Annotated in this window: 22 protein-coding genes and 1 pseudogene; 19 read left to right on the top strand and 4 right to left on the bottom strand. The window is 51.3% G+C overall.

Annotated features, from left to right (window positions below):
- Positions 1-107: 107 nt before the first annotated feature.
- A complete protein-coding gene (locus tag IAG03_RS10420) occupies positions 108-1,079 on the bottom strand; it encodes an RluA family pseudouridine synthase (protein ID WP_249319973.1) in 972 nt (323 codons plus the stop codon).
- Positions 1,080-1,220: 141 nt separating this feature from the next.
- Here IAG03_RS10420 and IAG03_RS10415 point away from each other — a divergent pair, with 141 nt between their 5' ends.
- From IAG03_RS10415 to IAG03_RS10385, 7 genes are all read left to right on the top strand, one after another.
- A complete protein-coding gene (locus IAG03_RS10415; RefSeq protein WP_249319972.1) occupies positions 1,221-2,063 on the top strand; it encodes a JAB domain-containing protein in 843 nt (280 codons plus the stop codon).
- 172 nt (positions 2,064-2,235) lie between these two features.
- Positions 2,236-4,206 (top strand): excinuclease ABC subunit UvrB, encoded by a 1,971-nt coding sequence (uvrB, locus tag IAG03_RS10410; protein ID WP_249319971.1) that lies wholly within the window; start codon positions 2,236-2,238, stop codon positions 4,204-4,206.
- A 38-nt stretch (positions 4,207-4,244) separates the two neighbouring features.
- Complete coding sequence (uvrA, locus tag IAG03_RS10405) at positions 4,245-7,064, top strand: excinuclease ABC subunit UvrA (protein ID WP_249319970.1); 2,820 nt, start codon at positions 4,245-4,247, stop codon at positions 7,062-7,064.
- A 126-nt stretch (positions 7,065-7,190) separates the two neighbouring features.
- Positions 7,191-8,120, top strand: coding sequence for a DUF5685 family protein (locus IAG03_RS10400; RefSeq protein WP_249319969.1), 930 nt, complete (start codon positions 7,191-7,193; stop codon positions 8,118-8,120).
- Positions 8,104-8,745: a J domain-containing protein gene (locus tag IAG03_RS10395; RefSeq protein ID WP_249319968.1), complete on the top strand. Its 642-nt coding sequence runs from the start codon at positions 8,104-8,106 to the stop codon at positions 8,743-8,745. Before IAG03_RS10400 ends, IAG03_RS10395 begins: the two co-directional genes overlap by 17 nt.
- A 13-nt stretch (positions 8,746-8,758) precedes the next feature.
- Positions 8,759-9,295 carry a hypothetical protein gene (locus IAG03_RS10390; protein WP_249319967.1) on the top strand — a complete coding sequence of 179 codons (537 nt, stop codon included), beginning with the start codon at positions 8,759-8,761 and terminating at the stop codon, positions 9,293-9,295.
- A gap of 137 nt (positions 9,296-9,432) precedes the next feature.
- Complete coding sequence (locus tag IAG03_RS10385; RefSeq protein WP_249319966.1) at positions 9,433-10,293, top strand: bifunctional 5,10-methylenetetrahydrofolate dehydrogenase/5,10-methenyltetrahydrofolate cyclohydrolase; 861 nt, start codon at positions 9,433-9,435, stop codon at positions 10,291-10,293.
- A 291-nt stretch (positions 10,294-10,584) separates the two neighbouring features.
- Here the strand turns inward: IAG03_RS10385 and IAG03_RS10380 are convergent, their stop codons facing one another.
- A complete protein-coding gene (locus IAG03_RS10380; RefSeq protein WP_249319965.1) occupies positions 10,585-11,004 on the bottom strand; it encodes a DUF3842 family protein in 420 nt (139 codons plus the stop codon).
- A gap of 251 nt (positions 11,005-11,255) precedes the next feature.
- Here IAG03_RS10380 and IAG03_RS10375 point away from each other — a divergent pair, with 251 nt between their 5' ends.
- The 12 genes and pseudogenes from IAG03_RS10375 (at position 11,256) to IAG03_RS14685 (ending at position 23,301) form a co-directional block, all read left to right on the top strand.
- Positions 11,256-12,128 carry a MurR/RpiR family transcriptional regulator gene (locus tag IAG03_RS10375; RefSeq protein WP_249319964.1) on the top strand — a complete coding sequence of 291 codons (873 nt, stop codon included), beginning with the start codon at positions 11,256-11,258 and terminating at the stop codon, positions 12,126-12,128.
- The gene (locus IAG03_RS10370) at positions 12,125-13,366 is read left to right on the top strand and encodes a BaiN/RdsA family NAD(P)/FAD-dependent oxidoreductase (RefSeq protein WP_283243115.1); all 1,242 of its coding nucleotides are present in this window, start codon (positions 12,125-12,127) and stop codon (positions 13,364-13,366) included. The genes IAG03_RS10375 and IAG03_RS10370 overlap by 4 nt, the downstream gene beginning before the upstream one ends.
- A gap of 50 nt (positions 13,367-13,416) precedes the next feature.
- A complete protein-coding gene (cmk, locus tag IAG03_RS10365) occupies positions 13,417-14,088 on the top strand; it encodes a (d)CMP kinase (protein WP_249319963.1) in 672 nt (223 codons plus the stop codon).
- Between the two features lie 86 nt (positions 14,089-14,174).
- Positions 14,175-14,831 (top strand): 1-acyl-sn-glycerol-3-phosphate acyltransferase, encoded by a 657-nt coding sequence (locus tag IAG03_RS10360; protein ID WP_249319962.1) that lies wholly within the window; start codon positions 14,175-14,177, stop codon positions 14,829-14,831.
- Entirely contained in the window at positions 14,810-15,400 is a 591-nt protein-coding gene (locus tag IAG03_RS10355; protein ID WP_249319961.1) for a lysophospholipid acyltransferase family protein, read from the top strand. Before IAG03_RS10360 ends, IAG03_RS10355 begins: the two co-directional genes overlap by 22 nt.
- On the top strand, positions 15,397-17,385 hold the full coding sequence (locus tag IAG03_RS10350; protein ID WP_249319960.1) for a bifunctional 4-hydroxy-3-methylbut-2-enyl diphosphate reductase/30S ribosomal protein S1: 1,989 nt from the start codon (positions 15,397-15,399) through the stop codon (positions 17,383-17,385). The genes IAG03_RS10355 and IAG03_RS10350 overlap by 4 nt, the downstream gene beginning before the upstream one ends.
- A 156-nt stretch (positions 17,386-17,541) precedes the next feature.
- Entirely contained in the window at positions 17,542-18,609 is a 1,068-nt protein-coding gene (locus IAG03_RS10345; protein ID WP_249319959.1) for a 5-bromo-4-chloroindolyl phosphate hydrolysis family protein, read from the top strand.
- The gene (locus IAG03_RS10340) at positions 18,596-19,726 is read left to right on the top strand and encodes a toxic anion resistance protein (protein ID WP_249319958.1); all 1,131 of its coding nucleotides are present in this window, start codon (positions 18,596-18,598) and stop codon (positions 19,724-19,726) included. Before IAG03_RS10345 ends, IAG03_RS10340 begins: the two co-directional genes overlap by 14 nt.
- Before the next feature lie 22 nt (positions 19,727-19,748).
- Positions 19,749-20,318, top strand: coding sequence for a LemA family protein (locus IAG03_RS10335; protein ID WP_249319957.1), 570 nt, complete (start codon positions 19,749-19,751; stop codon positions 20,316-20,318).
- A 37-nt stretch (positions 20,319-20,355) separates the two neighbouring features.
- Positions 20,356-21,333, top strand: coding sequence for a TPM domain-containing protein (locus tag IAG03_RS10330; RefSeq protein ID WP_249319956.1), 978 nt, complete (start codon positions 20,356-20,358; stop codon positions 21,331-21,333).
- A gap of 349 nt (positions 21,334-21,682) precedes the next feature.
- Positions 21,683-22,876, top strand: a pseudogene (locus IAG03_RS10325) (IS256 family transposase).
- A 143-nt stretch (positions 22,877-23,019) separates the two neighbouring features.
- Positions 23,020-23,301, top strand: a complete 282-nt coding sequence (locus IAG03_RS14685; protein WP_488169039.1) for a biotin transporter BioY — start codon at positions 23,020-23,022, stop codon at positions 23,299-23,301.
- Here IAG03_RS14685 and IAG03_RS10320 read toward each other — a convergent pair.
- The gene (locus tag IAG03_RS10320; protein WP_249319955.1) at positions 23,190-23,843 is read right to left on the bottom strand and encodes a cyclase family protein; all 654 of its coding nucleotides are present in this window, start codon (positions 23,841-23,843) and stop codon (positions 23,190-23,192) included. The genes IAG03_RS14685 and IAG03_RS10320 overlap by 112 nt on opposite strands.
- 300 nt (positions 23,844-24,143) lie before the next feature.
- A complete protein-coding gene (locus IAG03_RS10315) occupies positions 24,144-25,982 on the bottom strand; it encodes an MGH1-like glycoside hydrolase domain-containing protein (protein WP_249319954.1) in 1,839 nt (612 codons plus the stop codon).
- Positions 25,983-25,995: the final 13 nt, after the last annotated feature.

The following is a 25,995-nucleotide window of genomic DNA, read 5'->3' as shown; positions in this document are numbered from 1 at the left end:
AAGATTGCCCTCTGCGATACCGATGGGTCATACAGAATCGCGCCCGCTTGTGTTGACCACACAAGCGGACAGCGGGTTCAGGCCGGTGCCGCAGAGGGCGTTTTGCATTATTTTTTGGAACTTCCGGAGTGGTAGAACTGATCCAAAAACCATACGTCTTCCGCTGTGAAGGATTTTCCGTCCAAATAGGAAAGAATTCCTGCGGGTGTTGTAAATCGGAAGGTCAGCCGATAGGAATAAAGTGCCTGATAAGGATATCCGGAACCACGGTTGTGTTTGTTGCGTCCGTATTTTCCGTCTCCGGCAAGCGGGTGCCCGAGATACGCGAAGTGCGCCCGGATCTGATGGGTCCGTCCGGTGAGCAGATCGACTTCCAGAAGAGAGCGGCCTCCCCGCTCAGCAAGGACGCGGTAGCGGGTGCGGATGGTTCGCGTGCGTGCATTCGGTGTGTCGGAAATATACACGCGGTTTTGCTCTTCGTTTTTTTCGAGAAAGGCTTCCAGTGTGGCTGATTTTTCTGCAAGGATGCCGTTTACAACGCAAAGGTAGGTCTTTTCCAGTTCCCGGTTCTTCATTTTTTCATTTAAAATGCGGAGCGATTCGGCGTTTTTGGCAGCAATGACGATGCCGCCGGTATTTCGGTCAATTCGATTGACCAGTGCAGGCGCGAAGCTGTTTTCTGCTTCGGGAAGATACTCGCCCTTGTCATAGAGATAATGCTGCAGACGGGCAATCAGAGAATCAAAATGATAGGTCTGATCCGGATGAACCAGCAGCCCGGGCTTTTTATCCAGCAACAGAATGTTGTCGTCCTCGTAGAGAATTTTGAGCTTTACCGGGGCTTTCATGAAATCATAGCTTTCCGGTTCTTTTACAAAAAATTCATCCTTGAGATACATGGTCAGGATGTCTCCGGCCTGTAAGCGGGTTGAAATTTCGCAGCGCTTTCCGTTGCATTTAATATCTTTTTTTCGAATCGCCTTGTAAAGCATGGATTGCGGCAGATTTGGGTATGCTTTGGTGAGAAATTTATCAAGACGCATGCCGGCGTCGTTTTCCAAAATCTGAACGGTCTGCATGGCGGATGCTCCTCCGAAAATGTTTCTTTTTTACAGTATAACACAAAACCGTACCGTTCGGGAATCGCAAGCCCTTTACAATCCTAAATATTTTCCATATAATAACGGTAATAGCGGGATATTCAGAAAGGAGGGCGGCGGATGATGAAGAACGAAGAAACACGAAGAAAATCCGCAGGGGAAGCGGCGCTTCATGCCGGGCACCGCCTTCGCGTGAAGGAGCGTTTTTTGCGGGACGGCTTGGACGGATTTGAACCGCATGTCGTTTTGGAAATGCTGCTGTACTATACCGTTCCACAGGGGGACACCAATCCGACTGCGCATCGTTTGCTTCAAAAATTCGGCTCTTTTGACCGGGTTTTGGATGCGCCTTATGAGGAATTGCTGAAAGTTAAGGGGATAGGTCCGTCTGCGGCGACATTTCTGAAATTGATTCCGGCGGTTTCCAGACGCTATCTGGAAGAGAAAGCGCTGGAAAAGGGCCGCGCGTACAGCATTGAGGAGGCGGCTCAAATTTTAATCCCCAAATTTGTTGGGCGCCAAAAAGAAGCCATCGCGGTATTGCTTCTCGACAGCAAAGGAATTCCCCTCTATTCCGGCATTGTTGCAGAGGGGTCCATTCATGCGGTGCCGGTTTACGTGCGGGAAATTATTCAGCTTGCCACCAATTACGGCGCAGATACCTTGATTTTGGCGCATAACCACCCGAGCGGCAATGCGGCGCCTTCGACAGGAGATATTACGGCGACCAAAGAAGTTCTTCGGGCTGTGGAAAGCGTAAATATGACGCTGGGCGATCACCTGATTATTGCCGGGAACGATTATACCTCTTTCCGGAAATCCGGATGGCTGCAGGCACTTGCCGAGGAACAGACCAGGAAAAACGCAAGAATGGACTGGTCGGTGATTTCTTCCGAAACACCGTTCGAAAATGCGCACGGAAATTGTGTTGCGGATCAAACAAAGAACCCAAAGGACGAATAGAAGAAACCGGAAGTTGAAACAATACTTCCGGTTTTTTTAAGAGAAATTTGCTTGTTTGAATCAGCATCAAACCGAGAGGATTCCCATTGACAAAAACCGACGAAAGCAGTAAAATAAAGATACAAACATTTGTTCTTGGGCGTAGGCGATTAACGCCGAATGAGGAAAAACGATGGAAAAACAAGGCTTTCATTTGGTATCCCCGTACCAACCCACCGGCGATCAGCCGGAGGCGATTGACAAACTGGTGGAGGGTATTCAAAAAGGAGATCGGGAACAGACGCTGCTGGGCGTTACCGGTTCCGGCAAAACGTTCACCATGGCCAATATCATTGCGCGGTTGAATCGTCCGACGCTGGTGCTTGCACACAACAAGACGCTGGCGGCGCAGCTGTGTTCGGAATTCCGGGAGTTTTTTCCGGAAAATGCAGTCGAATATTTTGTCAGCTATTACGATTATTATCAGCCGGAAGCATATATTGCCTCGACAGATACCTATATCGAAAAGGATTCCGCGATCAATGATGAGATCGACAAGCTTCGCCACTCCGCAACGTCGGCGTTGTCGGAACGCAGAGATGTCATCATCGTCGCGAGCGTCTCGTGTATTTACAGCCTCGGCGATCCGATCGACTATCGGACCATGGTGATTTCCCTGCGGCCGGGAATGCAGAAGAGCCGGGAGGAGCTGCTGCATAAACTGGTGGAACTGCAATATGAACGGAATGATATCGGCTTTACGCGGAATAAGTTTCGGGTGCGCGGCGATGTTGTCGAAATCTTTCCGGTACAGTCTATGGAGAATGCAATCCGGGTAGAATTCTTCGGGGACGAAATCGACCGGATCCGGGAGATCAACACGGTGACGGGCGAAGTCAAGGCCGATCTGAAACACGTTGCGATCTATCCGGCGTCCCACTATATTGTCCCACAGGAGAAGATGAAAGCGGCGCTGCAGGAAATTGAAGGTGAGATGCGGGAACGCGTCCGGTTCTTCAAAGCGCATGACAAGCTGATTGAAGCGCAGCGAATTGAACAGCGGACGCTTTACGATATTGAGATGCTGCAGGAAATCGGGTTTTGCCGCGGAATTGAAAACTATTCGCGGGTGCTTTCCGGACGGGCGCCGGGTAGCGCGCCGTTTACGCTGCTTGACTATTTTCCGAAGGATTTCCTGCTTTTTGTGGACGAGTCGCATGTGACGCTGCCGCAGGTACGGGCAATGTATGCCGGAGACCGCGCGCGGAAAGAGACGCTCGTGGAGTATGGCTTCCGTCTGCCGAGTGCATACGATAACCGGCCGCTGAATTTTGACGAGTTTTACGAGCGCGTCGGACAGGCAGTATTTGTCAGCGCAACGCCGGGCGATTTTGAACGGGAACGTTCTGCCCAGATTGTGGAACAGGTCATTCGTCCGACCGGCCTTTTGGATCCGGAAATTCTGGTCAAGCCGACAGACGGCCAGATCGACGATTTGGTTTCGGAGATCAATCTTCGCACGGCCAAGGGGCAGCGGGTTCTGGTGACGACGCTGACCAAAAAGATGGCGGAAGACCTTTCACAGTATTTGGAAAAGCTGGGGATTCGGATTCGTTATATGCACCACGATATCGACACCGTGGAGCGCATGGAGATCATCCGGGATCTGCGGCTCGGCGAGTTTGACGTTTTGGTGGGAATTAACCTGTTGCGGGAAGGCCTTGATATTCCGGAGGTCTCTCTGGTTGCAATTCTGGACGCGGATAAAGAAGGCTTCCTGCGCAGTGAGCGGTCTCTGATTCAGACAATCGGACGTGCTGCCCGAAATGCAGAGGGGCAGGTCATCATGTACGCAGACACTGTGACGCCTTCTATGGAGAGCGCAATTCGGGAAACGCTTCGGCGCCGGGAGATTCAGCAGAAGTACAACGAAGCGCACGGAATCACCCCGAAAACCATCGTGAAAAAGGTGACAGAGGTTCTGGAGATTTCGACGAAAGAGGAGTCTGAAAAGAAGAAAAAGAAGAAGCGCCTGACCGCATCTGAGCGGAAACAGGAAATTGAAAAACTGACAAAAGAGATGAAGGCCGCCGCACGGATGCTGGAATTTGAGTATGCGGCATATCTGCGCGACCGGATTAAGCATCTGGAGGAAGGCGGCTGATGCCGGATTCCTTCCATCATAAAGGAGAACAGACACGAATGGAATTAACAATTAAGGGTGCGCGGGAGCACAATTTAAAAAATATTGATATCACCCTGCCGCGGGACAAGCTGATTGTTTTTACCGGACTTTCCGGTTCTGGAAAGTCCTCATTGGCGTTTGATACCATTTATGCAGAGGGGCAGCGGCGCTATGTGGAATCACTTTCTTCCTATGCCAGGCAGTTTTTAGGGCAAATGGAAAAGCCGGATGTTGATTATATTGAGGGCCTTTCTCCGGCAATCTCCATCGATCAGAAAACCACGTCCAAAAACCCGCGTTCTACGGTCGGTACGGTGACGGAGATTTACGACTACCTGCGTTTGCTTTATGCGCGGATCGGTATTCCGCACTGCCCGGTCTGCGGACGGGAAATTCGGCAGCAGACGGTGGATCAGATCGTGGACCGCGTGATGGAACTGCCGGAACGCAGTAAGATTCAGATCCTTGCGCCGGTGGTGCGCGGCAGAAAAGGCGAGCACGTCAAAGAATTTGACGCAGCGCGCCGGGCCGGCTATGTCCGCGTTCGTGTGGACGGACTGATTTATGATCTCTCGGAATCCATCAAACTGGAAAAAAACAAAAAACACACCATTGAAATTGTCGTTGACCGGCTGGTTATGAAAGAGGAAATCCGGTCTCGCCTTGCGGATTCCATCGAAACGGCGTCAAGTCTTTCCGGCGGACTGATTCTTGTAAGCGTGCAGGATGGGGAAGAGCTGACCTTTTCGCAGAACTATGCCTGTCCGGAACATGGGATCAGCGTAGAGGAATTGACGCCGCGGATGTTTTCTTTCAATAATCCCTTCGGCGCGTGTCCGAAATGCATGGGACTCGGCGTGTTTATGAAGATCGATCCGGACCGCATTTTGCCGGACCGCCGGCTTTCCATCAATAAAGGCGGACTGAAGGGAAGCGGCTGGGCGATGGAAGGCAATTCGATCGCCTCGATGTATTTAAACGGCCTCGCAAGGCACTATGATTTTTCACTGGATACACCGATTGCAGAGCTTCCGGATCGGATTGTGGATATTCTGCTTTATGGAACGCACGGGGAAAAAATTGACCTTGTACGGGAACGCGGAAACGGCTACAGTGCCTATTCGGCGGAATTTGAAGGCATTATCAACAACCTTGAACGCCGGTTCCGGGACACGCAGAGCGCGTGGATCAAAGAGGAAATCGAAGCGTATATGAGCGCGGTGCCCTGTGATGCCTGCGGCGGACGGCGCCTGTCTCCGGTGAGTCTTGCCGTGACGGTCGGCGGAATCAATATCAGTGAATTCTGCGATAAGTCCGTGAAAGACGCGCTGCAGTTCCTCGATACGCTCACGCTTACGCCAAAGGAATCCATGATTGCCGCCGCGATTCTCAAGGAGATCCGGGCAAGACTGGGATTCTTAAAAAGTGTCGGTCTGGAATATCTGACGCTTTCCCGGGCGTCCGGAACGCTTTCGGGCGGAGAGAGCCAGCGGATCCGTTTGGCTACGCAGATCGGCTCTTCCCTGACCGGCGTTTTGTATATTCTGGATGAGCCGAGTATCGGACTGCATCAGCGCGATAATGACAAGCTTCTCGCAACGCTTCGGCGTCTGCGGGATCTCGGAAATACCGTGATCGTCGTTGAACACGATGAGGATACCATTCGGACAGCCGATCATGTCGTGGATATCGGACCCGGCGCGGGAATCCACGGCGGGGAAGTGGTCTATAACGGAGACGTCCCCGGGCTGATTGCCTGCGAGGATTCGATTACCGGCCAGTATCTGTGCGGAAAAAAGCGGGTGGAGGTGCCTAAAACCCGACGGACTGGCAATGGAAAGTCGCTGCGGATTGTGGGCGCTGCACAGAACAACCTGAAAAAAGTGAACGTAGAGATTCCATTGGGAGAATTTGTCTGTGTGACCGGGGTGTCTGGCTCCGGAAAATCTTCTCTGGTCAACGAGATTCTCTACAAAAAACTGGCGTCTACGCTCAACGGCGCAAAAATGCGGCCCGGAAAACACCGCGAGATTACCGGTTTGGATGCGCTGGACAAGGTGATCGAGATCAACCAGTCTCCAATCGGGCGCACACCGCGGTCCAACCCGGCAACCTATACGGGGGTCTTTACGGATATTCGGGAGCTGTTTGCTTCAACACAGGATGCCAAGGTGCGCGGATTTACGGCGGGGCGGTTTTCCTTTAATGTCAAAGGCGGACGGTGCGAAGCCTGCCAGGGCGACGGAATCCTGAAGATTGAGATGCATTTCCTGCCCGATGTGTATGTGCCCTGCGACGTCTGTAAGGGAAAGCGGTATAACCGGGAAACGCTGGAAATTAAATATAAGGGCAAGACCATTCACGATGTGCTGGAAATGACCGTGGAAGAGGGTCTGGCGTTCTTTGCGAATTTGCCCAAAATCGCCCGCAAACTGCAGACGCTCTATGATGTGGGGCTTGGGTATATCAAGATCGGCCAGCCGGCAACTACGCTGTCCGGCGGAGAGGCGCAGCGTGTGAAGCTGGCAACGGAACTCAGCCGCAGGCCGACCGGGCGGACGATTTATATTCTCGACGAGCCGACAACGGGATTGCATATTGCGGATGTGCACCGCCTGATCGACGTCTTGCAAAAGCTTGTGGACGCCGGCAATTCGGTTGTGGTCATCGAACACAATCTCGATTTGATCAAAACGGCGGATTATATCATTGATCTCGGCCCGGAAGGCGGAGATGAGGGCGGCCAAATCGTCGCAACCGGAACGCCGGAACAGGTTGCAAAGGTGGAGAAATCCTATACCGGCCAGTATCTGAAAAAGTATCTTTCATCTATTTAATGTCATAGTGGGGGCAGATCTCCGAAAAGCAGCGCAAAAATCGGCGGCTTGTGGGTTCTGCCTCCTAAAATTTACACATCGTTAATGAAATAGAATGCAGACGTATAGTACAATGAATTTGTAATCTTGCAAAACGGACTGGAGACGGATTTTGTGTTCGGTTATATTCGTCCGCTGAAAGCGGAATTGCTTGTGCGGGAATATGAGCAGTATCGGGGCGTCTACTGTGCGCTTTGTAAAAGCATCGGAAAACGGTATGGCGCGATTGCCAGAATGGCGCTCAGCTATGACGGTACCTTTTTGGCCTTGGTGCAGCTTGCAGGCGCACCGGATTGCCCTGGGTTTCAGCGAATGCGCTGTGTGGTCAACCCGCTGAAAAAGTGTACCTTCTGTACAGCCGGAGATGAGGCGTTTGCAATGGCCGCTGCATTTTCTGTGATTTCGGCCTACTGGAAGATTCGGGACGACCTGACAGACGCCGGGTGCTTTGGAAAACTTCGGGCGGCTGCTGTCTGGCCGTTTGCGGCTGCGGCACATCGGAAGGTCCGGCGTGCGTATCCGCAGTTGGAAGCGCTTGTGCAAACCATGATGAAACGGCAGGCGGAAGCGGAAAAAGCACAGACGCCGTCACTGGACGCCGCCGCCGATCCGACCGCGCAGATGCTTTCGGAGTTGTTTGCCATGACGGTGCAGAAAGAATCCCAAAAGCGGGTTTTCGCGCAGTTTGGGTATTTTCTCGGCCGTTGGGTCTATTTGATGGATGCCGCAGATGATCTGGGGAAGGATGTAAAGAGCGGATCGTATAATCCGTTTGTCCAGCGGTTCCGTCTGACGGCGGAAAGCCCGGAGGCAGATTGGACAAAGGCAAGGGAATTTTGCAATCAAAGCTTAAATGAATCTCTGTGGCAGGCTGTTACGGCGATGAATCTTATGGAGTTTCTCCGTTTTGGGCCGATCATCGAAAATATCGTGGCAAAAGGCCTGCCGGAAATGCAGCGGATAAGCTTGTTTACAAAGGATAAGAAGAAGGGGAAAATGCATGTCGGATCCATATAAAGTGTTGGGTGTTTCTCCAACTGCGACAGATGAACAGGTCAAGGAAGCTTATCGTGCGCTTGCCAAAAAGTATCATCCCGATCAGTATTCCGGAAGCCCGATTGCGGATCTTGCCGGAGAAAAGATGAAGGAAATCAACGAGGCATATGACGCGATTGTTGATGAGCGCAAAAAGCGCAAAGCCGGCCAACAGCCGGGCGGCAGTTCGTATTATAATGCCTATGCAAATACCAGTTCGGAATATCACGATGTCCGCAGCCTGATTATGGAAAACCGAATTGCGGATGCCGAACAGATCCTAAACGGCGTTCCGGTGGATCGCCGAAATGCAGAATGGTTCTTCCTGAAGGGAACGATCCTCTATAAACGGGGCTGGCTTGATGAGGCGTACAACCATTTTGTCCGGGCGTGCCAGATGGATCCTTCCAATATGGAATACCGCGCTGCAATGAACCAGGCAACCAATCAGCGCAATGGAACGGCCGGTCCGTACCGCGGCTATGGCGGCTACAATCCAAACGTGCAGCAAAATGGCAGCTGTTCCGCCTGCGACGTCTGTTCGTCGCTGCTTTGCGCGGATTGCTGCTGTGAATGTATGGGCGGGGATTTAATCCCCTGCTGCTGATCGCAGGTGATTCATGATGCGAAAAACGATGGCGGTAGCGTTCTGCGGGGTAATCGCAGCGCTGTGTATGGTTTTGATGCTGCTTGCGGGTGTTGTTCAGATTGCAACGATTGCGCTTCCGGCGCTTGCCGGAATGTTTCTGATGGCAATTGTGCTGGAACTCTGCGCAAAGTGGGCCTGGCTGACCTATGCGGTGGTATCGGTGCTTTCTTTGCTGTTTGTTTCAGACAAAGAAGCAGCGCTGATGTTTGTCCTGTTTTTTGGATATTATCCGGTTCTCAAGGCAACGCTGGATCGGATCCCTCGAAAATGGCTTTGCTGGGGAGCCAAACTCCTGATTTTTAATGCGGCGATGATTGCGGATTATCTGCTTGCGGTAACAGTTTTGATGGTGCCGCAGGAAGATTTTATGATGTTCGGCGTGTCAATTCCGCTGCTGCTTTTGCTGCTTGGAAACGTTGTGTTTGTGCTCTATGACTCTGCACTGTTTGGCGTGGTGGTTCTCTATTGCCGGCGTCTGCAGGGGAAATTGCATAAATTTTTGCACTGAACTGCGCTGCGGTCAGATGAATGCCGGGAAAACCAATTCCGACATTGTCAACCGCAGCGTTGTGTTATATAATACGTTCAGAGCGGAAAAATTTCGAGGCCCTGTGCCTGCGGAAGAGAAAAAATGGAGGTTGAGATATGGCAGAACCGTTTGTGCTGGATGGAAAGGCGCTTGCAAAGAAAATGGAAGCGGAATTGGCGGAGCGCGCCAAAAAAGTCATTGCCAAGACAGGAAGAGTTCCGGTCCTTGCAACGATTTTAGTTGGGGATAACCCGGCGTCGGTGACGTATGTCCGAATGAAGGGAAACGCCTGCAAACGGGTGGGCATCGATTCGAGAAAGGTTGAACTTTCCGGAGAGACTACGACAGAGGAATTGATTCGGGTTATTGAAGCGCTGAATGCAGATGACGATGTTTGCGGAATCCTGTTGCAGCATCCGGTTCCGGCGCAGATCGATGAACAGGCGTGCTTCAATGCCATTGCGCTGGAAAAGGATGTCGACGGCGTCAATACAGCGAGTTTCGGCGCGATGACCATGCACCTGGATGCCTATAAATCGGCGACGCCGCTCTCAATCATGTCCATTTTGGAGTATTACGGAATTGAGATTGCAGGCAAGGAGGCGGTTGTCATTGGACGCAGCCCGATCCTCGGAAAACCGGTTGCAATGCTGCTGTTAAATGCGGATGCCACGGTTACAATCTGTCATTCCAGAACCAAAAACCTGCCGGAAATTGTGCGTCGAGCAGATATTGTGGTTGCTGCGGTTGGAAAGCCGAAATTTGTAAAAGCCGAGTGGGTCAAAGACGGGGCAGTGCTGGTAGATGCCGGCTATAACCCGGGCAATATCGGCGATATTGATCTGGAACAGGCGGCGCCGAAATCCAGTGCGTATACGCCGGTTCCGGGCGGTGTTGGGCCAATGACCATTGTCAGCTTGATGCGGCAGACGATTCAGTCGGCAGAAAAGAAGGCTTTTGGAACAATTTGCGAATAAGCGACTCTACAGAGAGAAAGCGCCCGGAAGGCAGACTCCTTCCGGGCGCTTATTTGCTTGCAAAAACAATGGACGGCAGAATCGTCCAGGATACGGGGATTCTGATCTGGATAAACGAAGTATTCATGCGGATACAAAAGTCAGCCCGAACCGGCCTGGTTTCCAGTATGGCGGATTACACGGTCGCCATATCGGATCGCTGCACAATGCAGATGAAACCCGCCAACCCGTGCATGTCCGGTGAAACCCAATTTGCCGGTCTTACTGCCCGCGATTCTTAGCGCTTGATGCTTAGCTCTCCCGGGCAGAGGCCAGTTCCAACACTTTTGCGGCAGCATCGGCCGCATAGTCGGCGAGTGGGAGATCCTGGACGCCGGCAACAAAGGTATGGCAGCGGTTTACCGGAATCAGCACCTTTTGTGCCCGGCTGCTGCCGACTGCATGTGCCATAGCCGGAGTGATTTCACCGAGCAGGGCATTGGAAACAACAATGCCGATCGTCCCGATAATGATGTCGGCGTCGGCGGCATTGACGATGACCGGATTTTCTCCTGTTGCGGCAAAATCCGCGCCGGCGCGGAGCATGGCTGCGGTAGCGGCCGTGTTGGTGCCAATGGCGGTGAGTGTCTGGCCGGGTAATTTCTTTTTGAGCTGCTCGATCACAAGACTGCCGATTTTCCCGCCTTGTCCATCAATGACCACGATATTCATAGCTGCCGTTCTCCTTTTTTGTGGTGAAATTCTATCTGTTATTATAGTCGCTTTCCAAAATAGGTTCAAGACTTATTGCTTTAGAAAAACGAGGCGGACTTCAAAAATGCATAATTAAAATAAAATCCTGCAAAAATTGGGGCTAAGTCGCAAAAAAGCCTTGCTTTTTGCAGGATTCCGCTTTAAGATGGATGAAGAGTAAAAGCTGGTTCGCATTTTCGATGCAGGACAGGCAGGAAAGAAGGATGATTATGAACAGTCAGCTTTCAGAGCGGATCCATGAAAACATGGGCGGCTTTTCGAAGGGACAAAAGCTGATTGCACAGTATATTTTGAAGCACTACGACGAAGTGGCGTTTATGACGGCTGTAAAATTGGGGAATACGGTTGGCGTGAGCGAATCGACAGTCGTCCGGTTTGCTGCAGAACTCGGATATTCCGGATATCCGGCGTTGCAAAGAGCCATTCAGGAGATGATCCGTAACAAGCTGACCAGTGTGCAGCGCCTGGAGATTACCGCGCGGACCATCGCGCCGGAAAGTCTTTTGGATGCCGTGTTCAACCAGGATATCGATATGATTCGGCGCGCGATGGAAGAGGTCTCACATGAGGACTTTGACCGTGCAGTAGATGCCGTTGTCTCTGCGGAGAAGGTTTATGTTGTCGGTACGCGGAGTTCCTCTGCGCTGGCGACGTTTCTTTCCTATTATTTTGGCCTGATTTTAGATGATGTACATCACCTGAATGTCGCCAGTGAGGCGGAGATTTTCGAGCAGATGATCCGGATCGGGAAAGGCGACGCCGTGATTGGAATTAGTTTCCCGCGTTATTCCAAAAAAGTGGTCAAAGCCATGCGCTTTGCTTCGGATGTCGGCGCAAAATGCATTGCAATTACAGACAGCCCGGTCTCGCCGATTGCAGAAGCGGCAGACTTTTTATTGCTTGCCCGCAGCGGGATTGCTTCCTTTGTGGATTCTCTGGTAGCACCGCTGAGCCTTTTAAATGCGTTTATTGTTGCAACAGCCATTCGGCGGAAAGCAGACGTGGCAGAAATGTTCCGCCGCCTGGAGACCATTTGGGACGAATACGGTGTGTACGAAAAGGTGGATGAGAAAACAAATTGAGCGGATATGATCTGATTGTTGTAGGCGCCGGAGCCGCAGGGATGATGGCGGCCGGAACCGCGGCGGAGAACGGCGCGCGGGTACTCCTTTTAGAAAAAAATACCCGTCCGGGACGAAAGCTGATGATTACGGGCAAGGGTCGGTGCAATGTGACCAATCACTGCACGGCGCAGGAGGTTATCTCGAATGTTGTGACGAACGGGCGCTTTTTGTATAGCGCCGTTTCCCAGTTCTGCCCGGACGATACGATTGCTTTTTTCGAGCAATGCGGCGTCCCGCTCAAAATAGAACGTGGAAACCGGGTGTTTCCGGTGTCCGATCGGGCGGTCGATATCGTCGATGCGCTGGCAGGATATGTGCGGCGCACGGGGGTCTGCATCCGGCAGGAAGCGGTACAGGCGCTTTGGATAGAAGAGGGAAAGCTGCGCGGTGTTCTGGGTGCGTCGGAAACGCGATATCCGGCAGATCGCGTTATCGTTGCCTGCGGCGGAATGTCCTATCCCGGAACCGGATCTGACGGAATGGGGTACCGGCTTGCACAGCAGGCGGGGCATACCATCCTTCCGCTGCGTCCTTCTCTTGTTCCGATCGTTTGCGAGGGGACGGATTGTGCGCAGATGCAGGGACTCTCCCTGCGGAACTGTGCGGTGCAGGTTTACGACCGGCAGAAAGATCGGGTACTGTATGAGGATTTCGGGGAACTGCTGTTCACGCACTTCGGGCTTTCTGGCCCGGTCATTTTGAGTGCGGGCAGCCATATCCGCGATATGGAACCGGGACGATACGTCTTCCGGATAGATCTCAAGCCGGCGCTCTCTCCGGAAAAGCTGGACGCGCGTCTGGTGCGGGATTTTTCACAGCAGAAAAACCGCGATTTTCAGCATGTTTTAGAAGGGCTGCTTCCGCGGAAAATGGTTCCGGTTATGATGCGGCGTGCGGAGATGGAACCGCATGAAAAATGCCATTCTGTGACCAGAGCGCAGCGGCAGCGTCTGGCGGCGCTGATGAAATCCTTCGAAGTCGTAGCGGAAGGATTCCGTCCGATCGCAGAGGCCATTGTGACGGCAGGCGGTGTCTCTGTGCGGGAAGTTCAGCCGAAAACGATGGAGTCCAAATGGTTGCCCGGCCTGTATTTTGCGGGTGAAGTCCTGGATGTGGACGCCTACACAGGCGGCTTCAATCTGCAGATTGCATTTTCGACCGGAAGGGCGGCGGGAATTTCCGCCGCGGTCGGATAAATGCATCTGAAATGCGGATTCTATAATTGATAAAGTGAGGTTTGAGCAAAATGATAGCAGTTGCAATTGACGGGCCGGCCGGAGCCGGCAAAAGTTCGGTAGCGCGCAGCGCTGCAAAAAAGTTGGGATATCTTTACGCGGATACGGGCGCGTTGTACCGTGCGGTGGGGCTTTATATGCAGGAGCATGGAGTGAATTTTACCTGTCCTGAAGATATTGCAGCGGTAGCGCAGCAGGGTGAGATTACGGTGGAGCTTGCGTTTCAGCCGGACGGGCAGCATGTGTTTTTGTGCGGAGATGACGTGACCGGGAAAATCCGGACACCGGAGGTTTCGATGGCGGCGTCGCGGGTTTCTGCGGTGCCGGCAGTGCGGAAGCTGCTGTTTCAGCTGCAGCGGGATATGGCGCTGAAAAACAATGTCCTGATGGACGGACGCGATATCGGGACGGTCGTGTTGCCGGACGCGCAGGTCAAGGTGTTTTTGACGGCGTCTCCGGAGGAGCGTGCGCGTCGCCGGTGCGCAGAGCTTCAGGAGAAAGGAACGCCTGCGGAATATGAAACTGTGCTGCAGGAGATTCGGCAGCGGGATGAGCAGGATATGAACCGGGAAATTGCACCGCTCAAGGCGGCTCCGGATGCGGTGCTGCTCGATACGAGCGAGCTGTCCTTTGACGAGGTAGTAGACCGTTTGGTCGCGATTATCCGTGAAAAAACTGCCTGATCTCTGGCGTGGCCGGTAGATTTATTCATAATTGTTTTGTATAATCAGAAAGCAGAAGAAACAGCAGAAGAAGAGAAGGGATATCTGTGAAAACAAAAATGACGCCGCTGTACCGGTTTGCAAAAGTCGTGATTCCGGTCATTTATGCAATTTTTTCGCCGCTGGTGATCCGGCGTGCGGGTCCGCTTCCGGAGGGCAGGATGGTCCTTTGCAGCAACCACTTTTCGCTCAATGATCCGCTGTATCTCGGCGTGGCGCAGGAGCGGCAGGTCTATTATATGGCGAAGGCGGAGTTGTTTCGCAACCGCTTCCTTCGCTGGCTGCTTCGCGGGTTGGGCGCCTTTCCGGTAGAGCGCGGAACGGGAGACCGAAATGCGCTGGGAACCGCAGAACAGATCCTTCAGGAAGAAAAGACATTGGGAATTTTTATCGAGGGAACGCGCTCCAAAACCGGAGAGTTGCTGCGCCCGAAAACCGGAGCGGTGATGCTGGCGTATCAGAATCATGCGCCGATTGTTCCGGTCTGTATTACGGCAAAAGGCGGCGGAAAAATCAAGCCGTTTCGCAAGGTGTGCATTTCCTATGGAGAAGTGATTCTGCCGGAGCAGCTGGGAATTATAGAAGGAACCAGCGCGGAATACCGGCGTGCAAGCCGTATGCTGATGGAACGGATTGCCGCGCTGCGGGAACGGGATCTAGCGGATTTTGAGAAAGGCGATCTATGCTCTACACAGCAGGGCTGAAAATTCTGGGGACAATTTCCAGAGCCCTGTTTCGGATTCGGATTGACGGCGCGCAGCGGATTCCGCAAAGCGGCGCGGTCTTGCTTTTGAGCAATCACCGCAGTGTATGTGATCCGTTGTTTCTGGCGATGGGCTGCCCCAGACCAATCCGGTACATGGCCAAATCCGAGCTGTTTGACGAGCATGGTAAACTTGCCAGAGGGCTGCTTTACCGGCTGGGGGCTTTTCCGGTAAACCGGGAAAGCAGCGACTTGACTTCTTTGCGGACGGCGCTGTCGCTTTTGAAATCCGAAGCCGTTCTCGGCGTGTTTCCGCAGGGACGGTGTGTGTCAGATTGTGAGCCGTTTTCTGCGCTGCCCGGAGCCGCCTTTCTGGCGTTGCGTTCGGGTGCGTCGGTTCTTCCGGCGTGTATCCGGTGCAAAGGACGCGTCCGGCTTTTTAAGCGAATCGAAATCCGGTTTGGCGAACCGTTTGTTTTTCCGGCGGGACGCTATGGGAAACAGGCGGTTGAGCAGGCGCGGGCAGAAATTACCGGGCGAATTCAAAGGCTTTTGGAGGACGAAACTTGAAAATAGAAGTTGCAAAAACTGCGGGATTTTGTTTTGGCGTAGATCGGGCTGTCGAAATGGTATCCAAGCTTTTGCAGGAGGGCAGACGGGTTTATACATTAGGGCCGATTATTCACAATCCGCAGCTTGTGCGAAAGCTGGAAATGCAGGGGTGCGGAATTGTCGATACGCCAGAAGAGGTTCCCTCCGGCGGCACGGTGGTGATTCGGTCGCACGGCGTACCGGCGGCCGTGTTTGAAGAGATCCGTACGCGTGGGCTGGACTGCGTGGATGCAACCTGTCCGTTTGTTGCAAAGCTTCACCGGATTGCATGGGAAGAGTCCCGCAAAGGCCGGATTTTGCTAATTGCAGGAGACGAAAATCATCCGGAAGTCCGTGGAATTTGCGGACATGTGCTTCCGATAGCGGGGGAAATCCGCGGCTGGTTCGTCTTTAAAAATGCAGAAGAATTGGGAGTTTTGCTTGCAAACCACCCGGAATGGGGGCAAAAATCCATTTCTGTAGTTGCGCAGACAACATTTAACGTCTCAGAATGGAAAAAATGTCTCCAAAATATTAAAAAGGTATGTACAAATGCCGCAACTTTTGATACAATATGTAATGCTACTGCTTTGCGTCAAACGGAGGCGGTAGAGTTGGCAAAACGCGCCGACCAGATGATCGTCATTGGCGGACATCATAGTTCGAATACCGCAAAATTGCGGGATGTTTGCGCGGCGTTTTGCAAGACTGATCTGGTCGAAACTGCGGACGAGCTTCCGGTGGAAGCGTTGCGTACGGCACACTTTGTGGGGGTAACTGCCGGCGCATCTACGCCCGCAGACATAATAAAGGAGGTCCTAGTTACCATGGCAGAAATTATTGAAGACACCATTCAGAATCCGGCGGAGACCGGTGATCCCAATTTTGAGGAAATGCTGGAGGAATCTCTGAAAAGTTTGAATACAGACGAGAGAGTACACGGTGTAGTCGTCGGCGTTTCTCCAACAGAGGTTTATGTAGACGTCGGCAGAAAGCAGGCTGGATTTATTCCTGCTGCGGAGCTTTCGAACGATCCGTCGGCAAAACCGGAAGATCTTGTCAAAGTTGGCGATGAGATGGATTTGCTCATCATGCGCACAAACGACCAGGAAGGCACCATTATGCTTTCCAAAAAACGTCTCGATGCAATCCACGGCTGGGAAGTTATCGCAGCTGCAGAGGAAAGCAAAGAAGTCCTGACCGGAACCGTTACCGAAGTCATCAAAGGCGGTTTGATCGTCGTCACCGAAGGCATCCGCGTCTTTGTGCCGGCTTCTCAGGCGACTGCTTCGAGAAACGATCCGCTTGAGGATCTCCTGCATCAGGAAGTCAAACTTCGCATCATCGAAGTCAACCGTCAGCGCCGCCGTGCCGTCGGATCGATCCGTTCGGTGCTTCGCGATGAGCGCAAGGCGTTGGCTGAGAAATTCTGGGAAACCGTAGAAGAGGGCAAAGAGTACACCGGCGTGGTGAAATCGCTGACCTCTTACGGTGCGTTTGTGGATCTCGGCGGAATCGACGGCATGATCCATATTTCCGAGCTTTCCTGGAGCCGGATCAAGCATCCGTCCGAGGTTGTCAATGTCGGCGATACCGTTACGGTTTACGTCAAGGGCTTTGACCGCGAAAAAGAAAAGATTTCTCTCGGATACCGCCGCATGGAAGACAATCCCTGGGAGATCCTGAAACGCGATTATCCGGTCGGAACAGTCTGCGACGCAACGGTTGTCGGTATGACGACGTTTGGTGCGTTTGCACGGATCCTTCCGGGCATCGATGGCCTGATCCATATCTCTCAGATCGCAGATCGCCGGATTGAAAAGCCGCAGGATGTCCTGAAGGTCGGCGAGACGGTCAAGGTCAAAATCACAGATATTGATTTTGATAAAAAGCGTGTCAGCCTTTCGATCCGCGCACTTCTGGAAGATGCCGGCGAAGAGGCAGAAGCAACAGATGCTGAATAAGCAAAATTGATTTGCTGAAAAAGCGGCGTGTCCTTTAGGACGCGCCGTTTTTGTATTTTGTTCGGATTCCCGGGGGCATTTGCTTGACCGTTATCTGGAAATCGGGTACAATAAAAAAGCAAAGAACACGCCCAAAACTGCAGGAAGGAGCGACGTATGGATTTCTGGAAGGATCTCGAAAAAGGGATCGAAAACGAGCTGGAATCGTCCCGGGTTTACCGGACGGCTAAGAATATGGGAACGTATCTTGATGAGCAGCTTCATGTACGTGAAACGGTACAATCCTCACAGGTGTACCAGACGGTGAACGCTGTAAAGAACCATGTGGAAGAACAGGTTCGGGCACAAACAAATCGTGCGCAGAACCAAAGCCAACCCGACAATACGTCCTCTGGCCCTGCAGCTTCTGTTCCGCGTGGGGATACGGGCTCATACGGCGCAGCATCGGAATATCCGCAAAGCGCGCCGCCGGTTTATGAGGCGAAAGCACGCACGGTCAAACCGGCAAAGAAAAAAACTCCCGAACCGCCGGAAGGAATGCGCGCGGTTCGAAAAAAGTCTCCGGCGCCGTTTTATACGGTGGGTGTGGTTTGGGTGTTTTATGCACTTCTGTTTCCGCTTTACACCTGGTATCAGGTTTTGCTGGTTGCAGCGCTGTCGGTGCTCTTGGGATGGATTTCGTCAAAAATCTTCCGCGGGGCGGTCACCTATGTTCCGATTGAACCGGAACCGGAGCAGCCGGAACAACCGGCAGTTCACACCGGAGATCCGGAAGTCGACCGGATGATTGCGGAAGGATATGCCTATCTGCAGCAGCTTCGTCTGGCCAACGATGCCATAGAAGATGAGACGCTTTCGGCAGAGATGGACCGGATGGAGGAAACTTGCCGGAAAATTTTTGATTTTGTTGCAGAAAATCCGAAAAAATCCAGGCAAATCCATCGCTTTATGCAGTACTATCTTCCCGTGACCCTGAAGCTTTTGAATTCGTATTATAAGCTGAGCCGTCAGGGAATTGAAGGCGAAAACATCTCCACAACGATGTTTCATATTGAGGGCATGATGCACACCATTGTGATCGCCTTTGAAAAGCAGCTTGACGCCTTATTCCAGGATGAGGCACTGGATATTTCAACAGATATTACCGTTTTGGAAGGTATGCTCCGGCAGGAGGGCCTTCTCGACGAAACCGAACAAAAGGAGGATCCCCATGGACGAGATTAAATTGACACTGGACAACGCAGAAACGCCGGAATTGGTGTTGGATCCCACGGCAAAAGCGGAAAAGGATCGGGACGCAACGGCAGTAAAATTTGACGAGAGCACGCTGACGCCGGAAGAGAAACAGATGGTAGCGGCCTTTTCTGAAAAGATTGACCTCTCTAACACGAGCCAGATTCTCAATTACGGTTCGGCGGCACAGCAGAAAGTCGCCGGATTTTCCGAGACCGCGCTGCAAAATGTGCGGACAAAAGATTTGGGAGAAATCGGAGAGGCAATTACCGGCCTGGTGACAGAACTCAAAGGCTTTTCTGCGGAAGAAGAAAAAGGCTTTTTGGGAATTTTCAAACGGGCTGGAAACAAGCTCGACGCGATGAAAACAAAATACGAGAAGGCCGAAGTCAGCGTTGGCCGGATCGTAGACGTACTCGAAAACCATCAGATCCAGCTGATGAAGGATATTGCCATGCTGGATAAGATGTACGAGATGAATCTGACGTATTTTAAAGAGCTTTCTCTTTATATCCTGGCCGGAAAGCGCAAGCTGGAAGAAACCCGGAGCGGTGCACTGGTAGAACGGCAGGAAAAGGCAAAACAGACAGGCTTGCCGGAAGATGCGCAGGCAGCAAGCGATCTCGCGGCAATGTGCGACAGCTTTGAGAAAAAGCTGCACGACCTGGAGCTTACCCGGATGGTCTCCATCCAAACTGCCCCGCAGATCCGCCTGGTTCAGAATAACGATAAGCTGATGGCGGAGAAGATCCAGTCGACGATCGTCAATACCATTCCGCTCTGGAAGAGCCAGATGGTGCTGGCGCTGGGTCTTGAGCATTCGCAGCAGGCGATCCGGGCACAGCGCGAGGTGACCGATATGACCAATGCGTTTCTGCAAAAAAATGCAGAGATGCTCAAAATGGGCACGATCGAGACGGCGAAAGAGTCCGAGCGCGGCGTTGTGGATATTGAAACGCTGCAGAATACCAACCGTGCGCTGATTGACACGCTCGATGAGGTTGCCAAAATTCAGGAGGACGGGCGTACCAAGCGGCGTGAAGCAGAAGCAGAACTGGGCCGGATTGAGGGCGAGCTCAAACAAAAACTGCTGGAGGTCCGAAAATAACCGCTGAACCGAGGTGAAAGGAATGAAGCTGTTGCGGAACCGGGGCTTTGCGGTCGCGGTTATGGTTGTGTTCATCATCGGATCGATCCTGGGCGGCAGCTGCTGTTCCCTGCAAAAGCTTTCCGATGATGTACAGGATTTGTATCATACCGGGACAGATGGTCTCGGAGATGTGTCGGAATATATGTCGGTCTGCGAAACTTGCACAGGACAGCTGGTAGAGCTGGGAAACCAGTACCTGGGAAAAGACGCGGCGGTTTGCCAGACGGCAGAAACCTTGCTGCATCAGTCGGAGACATCCGGACAGCCTGCGGAACAGTATACGGCGAACCAGAAGCTGATTAAGAGCGCGGAGGCGCTCTATACCCAACTCAAAGCGGAGCCGAATTTGGATGCGACAGATCTGGAAAAAGTGGAGCGGCTGTATGCGGAGATTGCCGGAAACGGAGATCGCGTGGAACGCATTTCCATGCAGCGCCGGGATGCCTATAATGATGCAGCTGAGCGGTTTAACAAAGGGCCGCTTCGGGCTTTTCCGGGCGGACTCCTGGCAAATCTTCTGGGCGTTGAAAAATTGGATCCGATTTATTGAAGACGGAAAACGGTAGCTGTGAAAAGAGGCGATGCGGATGAATAGAATCAGAAAGGTCGGGGCAGGCGCGCTTGCGTTCTGTCTTGTGCTGCTTTTTGCTTTTTCTGGAGGCGGTTTGGTTTTTGCGAAGGCAAGTGTCCCGGATCCGACGACGGAGTTTTATGTAGCGGATTATGCCGGCGTGCTCAGTGAGGAAACAAAATCTGAAATTGTGCAGAAAAATGATGTCCTCTATCAGGAAACCGGCGCGCAGATCGTGGTGGTAACCGTGGATTCCCTGAATGGGGAAGAAATCTCAGATTACGCCTATGATTTGTTTTCTGCGTGGGGGATTGGTTCGGCAGAAAAAAACAATGGGTTTCTTCTGTTGCTTTCCATCGGGGATGATGATTACTACGCCTTGCAGGGTGCAGGACTGACCAAGCAATTTTCCGATTCGGCAATCAGCGACCTCTTGTATCAGTATTTAGAACCGGATTTTGCAAAAAAGTCATATGATGCCGGGGTCAAAAGTACATTTGAGGCTGTTTTGGAGCGAATGGAAGCAATTGGCGGCGTGACGTCATCCCAATCGTCTTCTGCGATTGTTTCCGGAAATCAAAATTCGCCGGTGACTTCGCCGAAGGAAAACAGGCCGTCCTTCATCCAGAGTGTGTGGCGTTTTTTGCGGCAAAGTATTTGGCGGACCGTGCTGATCATCTTGCTGATTTTGATCGTTTTGCGGTTGCTTTTCCGTCCAAGGCGTCGGTATCGCGGCGGATATCGTGGCCCGGTCGGATTTTCGCACAGGCCTCCTCCTCCGCCTCCTCCGATGGGCGGGTTCGGCGGGCCCGGATTCCGCGGCCCTCCACCACCTAGACCGCCGCATGGACCTGGCGGGTTTGGCGGCTTTGGCGGCGGTCGGCCTTCGGGTGGCGGACGTCCTTCCGGCGGCTTTGGTGGCGGCAGACCTTCCGGTGGCGGAAGAAGTGGCGGCGGCGGACGCTCTGCGGGAGGCGGAGCGGGACGCCGATAAGCGCCGGCAGATCGTCTTTCGCCTTGAGAAATTGAAAAGTAGCGCATAAAAAGCTCCGATATCCGTGTCAAAACGGGATATCGGAGCTCTTTTTGTATCCCGAAAACCATCGGCTATGCCGGTGGAGGAACCCGGTGAAAAAGCTTTCGCTTCAAGCGTCGAGCGAAGCGAGTTGAGAATAACAATCCAACAAATTTGTATGCACTCGATAAAAACGGCTGATGCCCGTTTACGGATAGATAAGGTAAGATAAGTTGCGCAAATTGAAAAGAGGATAAAAGAAGACATCGCTTGCAGGCTCTGGTAGAATGAAGTCACCACACAAACATTCGAAAGGAGACAGCAAACGATGTCCGAGAAAATTGTACAGCTGAACGAGGAAGTAATCAAGGGGCAGATCAAGGAATTGGTCTGAAGCAGCGTGGAAGAAACCCTGAACGAGCTGCTGGAAAAGGAGGCGGAGTCCCTGACGCAGGCGGCCCGCTGCGGGCGCAGCGAGGCCCGTCAGGGCTGCCGCAGCGGCCACTATGACCGGAACCTCACCACGACCTCCGGCGATGTCACGCTCCATATGCCGCGGCGCAAGGGCGTATCCTTCGAGACGGCCGTCATCGAGCAGCGGTATCGCCGCCGGGAGAGCAGCGTGGAGGAGGCCCTCATTGAAATGTATCTGGCAGGCGTTTCCGTGCGTCGTGTGGAGGACATCACCGAAGCCCTGTGGGACAGCAAGGTCTCGCCTGCCACCGTCAGCGAACTGAACAAGAAAGCCTGCGTCCGCATTGAAGACTGGCGGAACCGGCCTTTGCAGGGCGGACGCTATCCATATGTCTATGTGGACGGCATCTGCCTGCGCCGCAACTGGGGCGGAGAATACGAAAATGCCGCCATTCTGGCGGCAATTACCGTGAATGAGGACGGTTTCCGTGAGGTTACGGGCGCTGCCGAGGGGATGAAAGAGGACAAGGCCAGCTGGGTCGGCTTTTTCCAGCGGCTGCGCGGGCGGGGTCTAGACGGCGTAAAGCTCATCGTCGGCGACAAGTGCATGGGGATGCTGGAGGCCACGGGCGAAGTATTCCCAGATGCCAAATACCAGCGCTGCACCGTGCATTTCTACCGCAATGTTTTCTCTGTTGTGCCAAAATCAAAGGTCAAAATTGTAGCGAAACTGCTCAAGGCGATCCACGCGCAGGAGAACAAGAAAGCCTCCCGCGAGAAGGCAAAGGTTGTTGTTGCCGAGCTGAGAGCGATGAAGCTGAAGGAGGCTGCCAAGAAGGTCGAGGACGGCATCGAGGAGACGCTGACCTGCTGTGATTTTCCCGGCGAGCACTGGACGCGTATCCGCACCAACAATGTGATCGAGCGGCTGAACCGTGAGATCCGCCGCAGGACACGTGTGGCGGGAACGTTCCCCGATGGGAACTCTGCGCTGATGCTGGTCTGCGCGAGGCTTCGCCACGTGGCTGGAACCCAATGGGGCAACAAGAAGCACATGAATATGAACCATCTGGAGGCGGCTTTGAACGGCGTCCCTATTGCCGGCTGACTTCATTCAGCCGGAGTCTGCAAACCTTTTTGCGCATAATTCTTGACGGCACCGGAATTCAGGATAGAGAACGGCAAGTATTGTCCTCCGGAGATGTAAGTGTGAGAGGAGTTTAGAAATGAAAAAAGAAACAACAAAAAATAGTGTTATGCGCGATGTTTGCAACGGTGGTTATTGTTCTTTCTCAAGCGGCAATTCCCATGCCATCCGGAGTACCGATTACATTGCAAACCTTTGCAGGAGCTCTTTGTGAATATATGCTGGGCGCAAAGTATGGAATTGGTGCGATCGGTGTTACCAGTGGATTTGTTTTTTATTCTTCTAACTCCATAGCAACCGCTCTAACAGGAGATCCATCACAACCTTTTAGATGTAATGGAAAAGCGGCAAATAGAATAGAAGAAAAATCAATTTTATCAAAATGACACATGTTTTCGCCAATAACATATCCATGCTTGGCAAACATATCATGCACTGGAAAGAAATTTCCTTCGGATTTATCGGCGTTTAAAGTATCAATGGCGAAAAAGGAAACGCCCAATTCAATTAGCAGTGCTCCACTATCCCGATTTAAGAAAGGATGTTGTGTAAAAAGAGGTGTGCCGGCATATTTCCACCAATCGGTTCGAAATAATGGAATAGTTCCGGGTTTGATTGCCTTTTGATAGGGAAGAATATCTTGAGGTGTAATCTCCTCACAAACGCCTTTCTGACTTACGTCGATCAATACGGATTTTCCGCAAAACAAAGAAAGTGGAAGGTTTTCTACGGTGAGCCCTGCATCAGAGACATGAAAGGGCGCATCAATATGGCTGCCGGTTTGTGTTCCCGTTATTATGGTAGAAAGATTGTACCCATAGTTTGACATTGTACAAAATGGCGTGATAGAGGGAACAGGGTCCCCAGGATAAATGGGCGTATCATTTCCTATTTCCCAGGAAAGATCAATGAATTTTTTTAATTTCATAAGTTTCTCCTAAAATATTATTTACTGCAAGCTTAAACCGGTTGTAGTAAATATGTTGCTTAAAAATAGCAGCACAAAAACAAAGAGATTTGCAGTAATAAAATGATATATAATGGTTAAAAATGCTAAAATTCTGTCTTTGTTGATACTTCTTTTAACCTATATGACAGCAATGAAAGATAAGGCGAAGGGCAGAGTGAGCGGTTAATTCCGGAAATTTTTTAGCTGTATCGGAGAAAATAGCTTCGGGGAAGATAGAAAGCATGCTGCTTTCTATCTTCCCCGAAAAATCGCATGAGATTAAGTGGCAGAGAAATCTTGTACAGGCGGATCCAAATAGAAACGTCCTAAAATCATGAAGGTTGCAGAACCGGAAACATATCCGCAATTTTTTAATGCTTCGCCTGTTTCCGCGTTATAGCACTCGGCCATTTTTTCGGTATTTTTGTAAAGATCCATATAAGCTTTAGCCAACTGGCGAGCTAATTTTGGTTCCCCACATTTATAAAGTCCATCTACTGTACTGAGGGTTTGAGTCCACCAAATAGGACCGCGGAAAAATCCATTTGCTTCATAAGTTGGGCTATCAATTGCTTCGGAGGCCAGGCCATATGGTGTAATATATTTTTTGGTTTTTAACTCGTGAATAATAGCATCACGGCATTCTTTAGGAAGTCTTTTTCCCAGCATCAAAGGGGTGAACAACAAAGGAGTGGCCCCATCAATTCTTTTCTTTGTATAAGTATTTAAGGCAAATGGGAGGTGTGTTTTAGGATCAAATAATGTTTCCACCAAAGTATTAACCATTTTAGCGGACAACTTTTCCCACATAGAGGCCTCTCTCCAACGCCCAAGCTTTGTGGCGATTTTAGCCAGAGTGTCCATTTGAAGTATCATATAAGTTGAAAGATCAGGAGAGGTAACACCATTATCAGCTGCAAAGATAATATCATCATCGTTGCATGCATCATTGCCATGCATGTATTCACAGAGGCCATTTTGATCGCTATCACAATAATTAAGAAAATACCAAGTGTAACGAGATATTTTTTCGTAAAGCTCATCTAATTGCTTTCGGGAGAAATTATAACGTTCCATCATTTTACCAACAATGTAGCCGATGTTTGGAGGCATTTGATGGTTGAAGTCTTGCAGTGTGTCTCCAATCATATGAGGAATTCCGCCGATGTCATTTTGACTGTCAAAAAGTGTTAATAGTTGATCGTAAGCCAACTGAAAGTCAGTTTCAAAAAGTCCCAGCGCAATGAGCCAGGCTTCAAATCCCCATGTGTAACAAACGACATTTTTAGTAATAAGAACCGTATCCCGCTTTAAAAACCCAAGAGGACGGACGACGGCTCCCCAAAAGATGTAAGCAATCAATTCTTTAATTTTATCGTATTCCGTAGGTAATACAGGCATACTATGATGGAATTTTTGAAATGCTTCGTTCATGTTTTTTTCCGCAGCTTCAAAATCATAGGGACCTTTGGGCTCGGGCCATTGATAGCGATCCATATCATGAATGGCAAGCAGAAATTCCCCATTGTCTTCATTGCAAATATAATTGCATTTCGTACAAGTCGAATGGCTATGGTCGTTCCACTCTAATTCAGAAGAAATATTTCCTTTTTGTACATAGAGACCAAAGCGATCATGCTGACTGGAACCAAAAGTATGATGAATTTTATAGTATGTTCCCTCGGGACAATGAACCGGCAGCGTGTAAGCTATACGGCCATCGAGTGCATATTCCATTAATAGTCCCAGATTTTTTCCGACGCCTTTGATAAGCAGCGTTTGGTCATCCTGATAGGTCATTTGGATGTTTCCGGCAGATGTAATAATCTTGATGCAGCTAAAAGTGGAATCTAACGAATATTCAACAGGTTTTCCATCTATGAGTGGAGTGAAGCGTGTGATTTCCATATTATAGTCTTGTACGCTGGATTTTACAGAACGCAGATAGAGCCCAGGTGTAGTAATAAAAGGTGTTTTATCAGCTTGAGTACTATGTGCGTCGTCTCCGAAGCTTCCGAAGTAGGAAACATAATAATCGGATTTTAAATAATTTACGACGGTCCAGGAACCTCTGGTTGTAAATGGAATGTAAGAAATATCTAAGCCATTAATATTCATATAAAAAGCTCCT

Origin of the sequence: Yeguia hominis, assembly GCF_014384705.1 — a bacterium.
Classification (GTDB): domain Bacteria; phylum Bacillota; class Clostridia; order Oscillospirales; family Acutalibacteraceae; genus Yeguia; species Yeguia hominis.
The sequence above is the reverse complement of the archived record's forward strand: the minus strand, read 5'-3'. Positions and strand labels throughout refer to the sequence as shown.

Bases quoted from the DNA above. Each gene is read 5' to 3' on its own strand.
- IAG03_RS10390 (WP_249319967.1), top strand. From the start codon at position 8,759: ATGATGCGAAAAACGATGGCGGTAGCGTTCTGCGGGGTAATCGCAGCG.
- IAG03_RS10335 (WP_249319957.1), top strand. From the start codon at position 19,749: ATGAAGCTGTTGCGGAACCGGGGCTTTGCGGTCGCGGTTATGGTTGTG.
- IAG03_RS10380 (WP_249319965.1), bottom strand. From the start codon at position 11,004: ATGAATATCGTGGTCATTGATGGACAAGGCGGGAAAATCGGCAGTCTT.
- IAG03_RS10320 (WP_249319955.1), bottom strand. From the start codon at position 23,843: ATGAAATTAAAAAAATTCATTGATCTTTCCTGGGAAATAGGAAATGAT.
- IAG03_RS10355 (WP_249319961.1), top strand. From the start codon at position 14,810: ATGCTCTACACAGCAGGGCTGAAAATTCTGGGGACAATTTCCAGAGCC.
- IAG03_RS10415 (WP_249319972.1), top strand. From the start codon at position 1,221: ATGATGAAGAACGAAGAAACACGAAGAAAATCCGCAGGGGAAGCGGCG.
- IAG03_RS10375 (WP_249319964.1), top strand. From the start codon at position 11,256: ATGAACAGTCAGCTTTCAGAGCGGATCCATGAAAACATGGGCGGCTTT.
- cmk (WP_249319963.1), top strand. From the start codon at position 13,417: ATGATAGCAGTTGCAATTGACGGGCCGGCCGGAGCCGGCAAAAGTTCG.
- IAG03_RS10385 (WP_249319966.1), top strand. From the start codon at position 9,433: ATGGCAGAACCGTTTGTGCTGGATGGAAAGGCGCTTGCAAAGAAAATG.
- uvrB (WP_249319971.1), top strand. From the start codon at position 2,236: ATGGAAAAACAAGGCTTTCATTTGGTATCCCCGTACCAACCCACCGGC.
- IAG03_RS10330 (WP_249319956.1), top strand. From the start codon at position 20,356: ATGAATAGAATCAGAAAGGTCGGGGCAGGCGCGCTTGCGTTCTGTCTT.
- IAG03_RS10420 (WP_249319973.1), bottom strand. From the start codon at position 1,079: ATGCAGACCGTTCAGATTTTGGAAAACGACGCCGGCATGCGTCTTGAT.
- IAG03_RS10340 (WP_249319958.1), top strand. From the start codon at position 18,596: ATGGACGAGATTAAATTGACACTGGACAACGCAGAAACGCCGGAATTG.
- uvrA (WP_249319970.1), top strand. From the start codon at position 4,245: ATGGAATTAACAATTAAGGGTGCGCGGGAGCACAATTTAAAAAATATT.
- IAG03_RS10345 (WP_249319959.1), top strand. From the start codon at position 17,542: ATGGATTTCTGGAAGGATCTCGAAAAAGGGATCGAAAACGAGCTGGAA.
- IAG03_RS10395 (WP_249319968.1), top strand. From the start codon at position 8,104: ATGTCGGATCCATATAAAGTGTTGGGTGTTTCTCCAACTGCGACAGAT.
- IAG03_RS10315 (WP_249319954.1), bottom strand. From the start codon at position 25,982: ATGAATATTAATGGCTTAGATATTTCTTACATTCCATTTACAACCAGA.